At 72.7% G+C, this 6,311-nt stretch carries 7 protein-coding genes; 6 read left to right on the top strand and 1 reads right to left on the bottom strand.

Annotation, left to right across the window (positions count from 1 at the left end; genetic code table 11):
* The first annotated feature begins 304 nt into the window (after positions 1 to 304).
* Complete coding sequence (locus ACLQ24_RS14685; RefSeq protein WP_425892007.1) at positions 305 to 901, top strand: hypothetical protein; 597 nt, start codon at positions 305 to 307, stop codon at positions 899 to 901.
* Positions 902 to 1,127: 226 nt separating this feature from the next.
* A complete protein-coding gene (locus ACLQ24_RS14680) occupies positions 1,128 to 2,021 on the top strand; it encodes a septum formation family protein (protein ID WP_425892005.1) in 894 nt (297 codons plus the stop codon).
* Positions 2,022 to 2,243: 222 nt separating this feature from the next.
* Here the strand turns inward: ACLQ24_RS14680 and ACLQ24_RS14675 are convergent, their stop codons facing one another.
* Positions 2,244 to 2,621 carry a hypothetical protein gene (locus tag ACLQ24_RS14675; protein WP_425892003.1) on the bottom strand — a complete coding sequence of 126 codons (378 nt, stop codon included), beginning with the start codon at positions 2,619 to 2,621 and terminating at the stop codon, positions 2,244 to 2,246.
* 71 nt (positions 2,622 to 2,692) lie between these two features.
* Between ACLQ24_RS14675 and ACLQ24_RS14670 the strand changes: the two genes are divergently transcribed.
* From ACLQ24_RS14670 to ACLQ24_RS14655, 4 genes are all read left to right on the top strand, one after another.
* The gene (locus tag ACLQ24_RS14670) at positions 2,693 to 3,088 is read left to right on the top strand and encodes a VOC family protein (protein WP_425892002.1); all 396 of its coding nucleotides are present in this window, start codon (positions 2,693 to 2,695) and stop codon (positions 3,086 to 3,088) included.
* A 118-nt stretch (positions 3,089 to 3,206) separates the two neighbouring features.
* On the top strand, positions 3,207 to 4,385 hold the full coding sequence (locus tag ACLQ24_RS14665; RefSeq protein WP_425892001.1) for a sensor histidine kinase: 1,179 nt from the start codon (positions 3,207 to 3,209) through the stop codon (positions 4,383 to 4,385).
* A complete protein-coding gene (locus ACLQ24_RS14660; RefSeq protein WP_425892000.1) occupies positions 4,375 to 5,595 on the top strand; it encodes a hypothetical protein in 1,221 nt (406 codons plus the stop codon). Before ACLQ24_RS14665 ends, ACLQ24_RS14660 begins: the two co-directional genes overlap by 11 nt.
* Entirely contained in the window at positions 5,568 to 6,281 is a 714-nt protein-coding gene (locus ACLQ24_RS14655; RefSeq protein WP_425891999.1) for a response regulator, read from the top strand. The genes ACLQ24_RS14660 and ACLQ24_RS14655 overlap by 28 nt, the downstream gene beginning before the upstream one ends.
* The last annotated feature ends 30 nt before the right edge of the window (positions 6,282 to 6,311 follow it).

Genomic DNA, 6,311 nt, shown 5'->3' with positions numbered 1-6,311 from the left:
GGATCTGTGTGGAACACGCCATCGCCGAACCCAAGCAATGGCGACCACTACAGCGCTACATCGGACGCCGCGACCACTTCGAAGACACCATCCTCGCCATCACGGGACTGGTATCCGACCGCGCCGCCGAGCGGTGAACCACACCCACCGAACCGCCCATGCGAGCCTAACCAGACATCAATCGCGCACCAAGTCGTTATAGACGTCTAGAAGCTGCACCTTTGCCCAGCCAATATGAGGACGGCCCTCGACCAGCGCAGCCACGCCGATCGAGGGCCTTGATCGCCTAGCAAGGAGGCGACCCGTGAGCACCCTACCGACCCTGCCCACCTGCCCAGAACCCGCGACAATCCGCATCGAGCTGTACAGCGCGAACTCCCTGGACGCCTGCGCGTACACCTGTGTTGACCACACCATCCGTGCGACGGCCGCTGCCGCCCGCGCGGGCCTGGAGGCCCACCTGATTGGCATGGCGCCAGACGTTGTGCGGCCCTGCGGTCACGTGTTCGCCTTTCCGACCGGCACCCTCGCCGACGCCCCCTCCGCTGTGGCGCATCCGCGCTGGTGCGACCGCGACGACTGCCAGCGTCGAGGTCGACACCACTCCCGCGTCCTCGGCGTGAACACGGACCGGCCGGAGCCGTTCACCCTCCGAGCGCACCTGGTGCAGGGCCTGCACCCGGCCGCCCAGCCCATGGTGCGCCTGGAAGACAGCGCGGCAACACGGCTCCACCTCTCGACGCGGCAGACGCGGATATTGCGTCACCGGTTGGCTCGTCTGCTGGCCTTGGCAGGGGCAGGGCGCACCACCGGAGGCGCGACGGAGGTCGCTGACGCAGCGACAAGAAGTGCCGAACGGATGTCTACGGGCGGCCCGGCCGCCGACGTCAATAGAGCGTGACGTGCGAGGAATACGCGTTCGCGCGCACTTCGGCTCTGGTGCGGCTCGCCCGGCTGCCGACCGGCGACGAGCGGGTACCGGCCGACCGGCGACATGGACCACCCCGACACCTGGTGACGACACCTGGCGGTAAGGCCGACCAAAAGGCACCGGAAACCCGTGCCGACCCGTCGCGTCGGTGCCATATGCTGCGCGCGTTCGACACGGGGGCCACGGGGAGAAACACATGCGACGGTACGGCTGGGCGGCGCTCACGGCTGCGTTGATCACGGCGGCGTTGGCGGGCTGTGGCACGCCCGCCGGCACCGATGGTGACCTGGCGGACGACTGGCGGCCGATGGCGGCGGCGCAGCAGTTCGTCCCGAAGGCCGACGAGTGCCACCTGATCGACGGGGCCACGTCGTACCTGAGCAGCTACTCCCCCGTCGACTGCGCGAAGACCCACAAGGTGGAGACCTTCCACGTCGGCACCTTCACCGGCGCTCTGGCCGCCCGCACCGCGCCGCCCAAGACGGAGTCGGCGACGCTGCGGTCGACCTTCGCCGACTGTGACAAGCGCGCGAAGCAGTTCGTGGGCGGCGACTGGCGGGATGCCCGGCTGTCGGTGCAGGTCGCGCCGGCGTCGCCGGCCGCCTGGTCGGGTGGCGCGCGCTGGTACCGGTGCGACATCTTCGAGTTGGACGAGGTGAACGGCCCGAACGGCAACAGCGATTCGGCGATCCAGCGGGCCGGCTCGCTGCGTAACGCCCTGGCCAGCCGTTCCCCGCTGCGCTACGGGTGCATGAACGAGGACAAGTGGCACATGCTGCGGCCGGTCGCCTGCACCGCCGGGCACCAATTCGAGTACGCCGGCACCTGGACGGCACCGGATCGCTCCTGGGACGACGCGACCAAGGACGAGGCCGCCATCCACTCGGCGTGCCGGAAGGTCATCGCCCGGTACGCGAAGGTGCCGGTCGACAGCAAGCTGCCCTACCGAACCGGAACCGCGTACCGCTTCCCGAACAGCCTCCTGTGGGAGCGCGGTGACCGGGGTGTGCGCTGCTTCTACTGGTCCAGTGGCGAAACGGTCAAGCGGTCGATCGCCGGCGGTGGCACGAAGGCGCTGCCGATTCAGTAAGAGCTGGTCAGCTCGGCCCCAGCAGCGCCGCCAGCGCGGCGTCGCCCTGCCCGAGCTGCGACCCGCCGGGTGACGCCACGACCAGGAACCGCCGGCAGGCGTCGAGTTCGACGTACCACTCGGGTCCGCTCCCTCGGCGGGCCGGAGCACCGCGAAGCGGGACGCCGGAGTCGCGCAGTCGGCCGCCGGTCGGGTGCCGGCCAGCGCCCGGAGCACGTCTACCTACCGCTCGGGTGGCAGCGGCCGGCCGTACACGAATTCACCGGCGGGTTTGCCGCCGCCCCGCTCGGACGGGGGCACCTCGTAGACGCAGAGGCGCAGCGGCCCGGCCTTCGGGCCGGCGCCCGGCGCGGCGCGGCCGGGATGAGCGAGGTTGGTTTCCACCCACACCATGTCCGACCACCGCTGCGCGCACCCGGCGGTCTCGGCCGCCGATGATTCGACCTGCCCGACGGCACGGCTGTCGACAGTGGTCAGCCGCAGCCCGTCGAGCGCCGCGCGGACCTCCGGGCGCGGCTTTCCGCAGGCATCGCTCGGCAGGTACGGCCGCAGCCAGCGACCCTTGTGGTCGAGCAGCGCCAGCCAGGGTGAGACGAGCATGTCGAGTGACGTCGCCGACCGTGGGCGACGCTGCCCGCCGGGGCCGGAGCGTCCGTCGGCAAAATGGCCGGATGGCACATCTGGGACTGGTCGCGCTGCTGGTACGCGAGTACGACGAGGCGATCGACTTCTACGTCGGCGGGCTCGGCTTCGAACTGGTGGAGGACACGCCCCGTCCGGACGGCTCACGCTGGGTGGTGGTGCGCCCTTCCGGTGCCCGTGAGACGGCGCTGCTGCTGGCCCGCCCGAGCAACGCCGAGCAGCAGGCGCGGGTGGGCGACCAGACCGGCGGCCGCGTCGGCCTGTTCCTGCACACCGAGGACTTCGCCGCAGCTCACGCCCGCATGGTCGCGGCCGGCGTGCGGTTCCTGGAGGAGCCGCGACACGAGGCGTACGGCTCGGTGGCGGTCTTCGTCGACCTGTACGGCAACCGGTGGGACCTGATCCAGCCCCGCAGCACAGAGTGACGACAGGGCGACACTCCGCGCCCGGTGGGTGAACGGTCACCGTACGCCATGCTATTCTCCGATGTCGATCTCCGCCGTGCGGACCCGAACCGGGTCGTTGTCGGAAGGACACCTCCCGATGCCGGCGACTGCCGCCCCGACCATGCCACCGCCCGCCCTGGACAATCCGGCCGGCGGCGCGTTCAGCTTCATCTTCACCACGCTGCCGGCCCTACTGCGGCTGACGTGCGGACTGGTCGGCGCCGCCGTGGCGCTGTCGGTGCGTACCCCGCCGGTCGACAAGGCCCTGCTGCTAGCCGGCGTGGCCGCGCTGACCGCGTGGTCGCTCTGGTACGCCGCCCGCGCGCTGCGCCACGGGATCACGCCCGCGCTGGTCGCCGGTGACGTCGCGGTCACCGCGGTGGCCTGCCTGCTCATCCCCCGCCTGGTGGCACCCGAAGTGCTGCCCGGCGAGGGCAGTTGGATCGCGGTGCTCGCCAGCACCACGGTGATCAACGCTCAGGCCACCGCCAAGGCCCGCTGGTCGATCCCCGGCGGGGTGCTGGTCACCGCCGCGTACGTGGCGGGCGCGCAGGCGGCCGGCAACGCCACCGAGGCCCAGGCACACGCCGCCACCCTGCTCGTACAGACGGCCTGCACCGCGATGATGACGGCGGTGATGCGCCGCCGGATCGGGCGGGCCGACCACGCGTTCGCCGAGCACCAGCGGCTGACCCGGGAGGCGTTGGTCGCCCGGACCGCCCGGGAGGCGGAGCGCCAGCAGAATCGGGACCTGCACGACACCGTGCTCGGCACCCTGACCATGGTGGGGCTGGGCGCGGTGCCCGGCCCGTCGGCCACGTTCCGTCAGCGGTGCGCCGCCGACCTGCGTACCCTCGTCGCGGTGACCGACCTCGGCCCGGCGTCCGGGGACGGCCCGGTGCTGCTCGACGAGCGGTTGCGCGCGGTGCCCGACCGGCTGCCCGAGCTGCCGGTGCGCCTGGAACTGACCGCCTGCGCGGTGCCCGCCGGGGTGGCCGACGCGATCACCGAGAGCACCTACGCGGCACTGTCCAACGTGGTCCGGCACGCTCCGGGCGCGCGGACCACGCTGCGGCTGAACCGCGACGTGGTCGCCGTCGTGGTCGAGGTGGTCGACGACGGTCCCGGCTTCGACCCGGCCACCGTTCCCGTGCACCGGTACGGGTTGCGCGAGTCGATCCGCGGGCGGATGGCCGCTGTCGGCGGGCGGGCCGAGGTGCGTTCCGCGCCCGGTGCCGGCACCCGGATCCGACTGGAGTGGCCCGGTGTCGGCTGACCTCGGCGCGTCGGCGGACCGCACCGGCACCCGCGAGGCGACGATGTCGGAGCCTCGGCCGGGCCCGGTCGAGGTCGACGACCCCACGCCGCACGAGCAGACGGTGCTCGCCGCGCCGGCCGCCGTGGCCCAGGCCTCCGACCGGGGCGCCCGGATCGTCGCCGTCGCCATCACACTGGCCTGGCATGTCGCAATCGGACTGCCGGCGGTGCTGGCGACCCGCACCCAGTTCGCCGCGCCCACCGTGGTGCTCGGCGGCTGGATCCTGGTCGCCGTGATCGGGGCGGTGGCCGCTGTCCGGCTGCTGCGTGGCGCGCCGCTGCCGCCGTGGCCACTCGCCGGGGTGCTGCTGGCCGTCGACGCGGCGGTCTTCGCCGCCGTCGGTGAACGGCAACTGTTCACCGCCGCCAACTGGGTGTGGGGCACCCTCGGCTGGTTCTTCGTGCTGGCCCTGTGGGGACGACGGGTCAGCTGTCTCGTCGCGCTGCTGACCACGCACGCGTTGATCGCGCTCGCCGCCGTCCTCACGTCTACGCCGGGCCCGGCCGATCTGGCCCGATACACCATGTACGTCTACGGCACCTTCTCGCTGCCGGTGGCGGTCTTCGTCGGCAGCGCGGTGATCGTCGGCCTGGCCCGGGAGCGGGCCGCGGCGGCTGCGGCGATGCACACGCTCGCCGCCGAACGCGCCGCCGCCGAGCGGGGCCGGCAGGAACGCCGTGACCGGCTCGCCCTGGTGGGCGCGGCGGCCGAGCGGGTACTCGGCGAGTTGGCCGCCGGGGAGGCGGACCCGGACGACCCGGAGGTACAGCGCCGGTGCGTGCTGGCCGCGGCCCGGCTGCGCCGCCTCATCGCCGAATCCGACGACGTGCCCGACCCGCTGCTGCACGAGCTGCGGGCCGCCGCCGACCTGGCCGAACGCAACGGGCTGCCGATCGACCTGGTCGCCATCGGCAGCCCGCCCCCACTGCCGGTGGAGGTCCGTCGCCGGCTGGCCGACCCGCTCACCAGCCTGCTGGCCGACGCCCGGGGTTGGGCCCGACTGACCGTGGTGGCCGGCCCCGACGAGGTGGTGGTCAGCCTCGTCACGCCGGACCGGGAGGGGCCGGACGCGACCGGCCCTCCGACCGAACACGAGGACGGGCCAGTGCAGCACCTACACGAACGGGACGGGGACATCAGATGGGCGCAGACCCGATGGTCGGGGTGACCGGTGACCGGCCGGTCGGGGTGGCGATCGTCGACGACCACCCGGTGGTCGTCGAGGGGGTACGCGCCTGGCTCGCCAGCGAACCGCGACTGACCGTCCTCGCCACCGGGGACGACCCGGACGAGGTGCTGCGCGCGGCGCCGGACGCCGACGTCGTCCTGCTCGACCTGCGCCTGCACGGCCGGATGGCGCTGGACAAGCTGACCGAGCTGAGCGCCACCGGACGGCGGGTGGTGGTCTACTCGGAACACACCGACCCGGAGACGATGCTCGCCGCGCTGGACGCCGGGGCGGTGGCGTTCCTGGCCAAGCACGAGGGCCGCGAGCACTGCGTCGCGACCGTACTGGCCGCGGCGAGCGACCGCCCGTACGTGCCACCGGCGCTGGCCGGCGCGATGGTCGGCGATCCGAGACCGGACCGGCCCATGCTCTCCGACAAGGAGCGTGAGGCGCTGCTGCTCTGGTTCCAGTCGATGTCCAAGGCGTCGGTCGCGCGTCGCATGCGGATCAGCGAGCACACCGTGAAACAGTACGTCGACCGCGCGCGGATCAAGTACACCCGGGCGGGCCGACCGGCAGCCACGAAGGCGGCGCTGTTGGCCCGTGCGATCGAGGACGGCCTCGTCCGCCCGGAGGAGATCGGCATCTACCGGTCACAGGCGACACACGACCGGCCGACCCCCTAACGGGCGTCATGACAGTGGCCGGCGGATCGG

The sequence above is a fragment of the Micromonospora sp. DT4 genome (assembly GCF_049841675.1).
Classification (GTDB): Bacteria; Actinomycetota; Actinomycetes; order Mycobacteriales; family Micromonosporaceae; genus Micromonospora.
The sequence above is the reverse complement of the archived record's forward strand: the minus strand, read 5'-3'. Positions and strand labels throughout refer to the sequence as shown.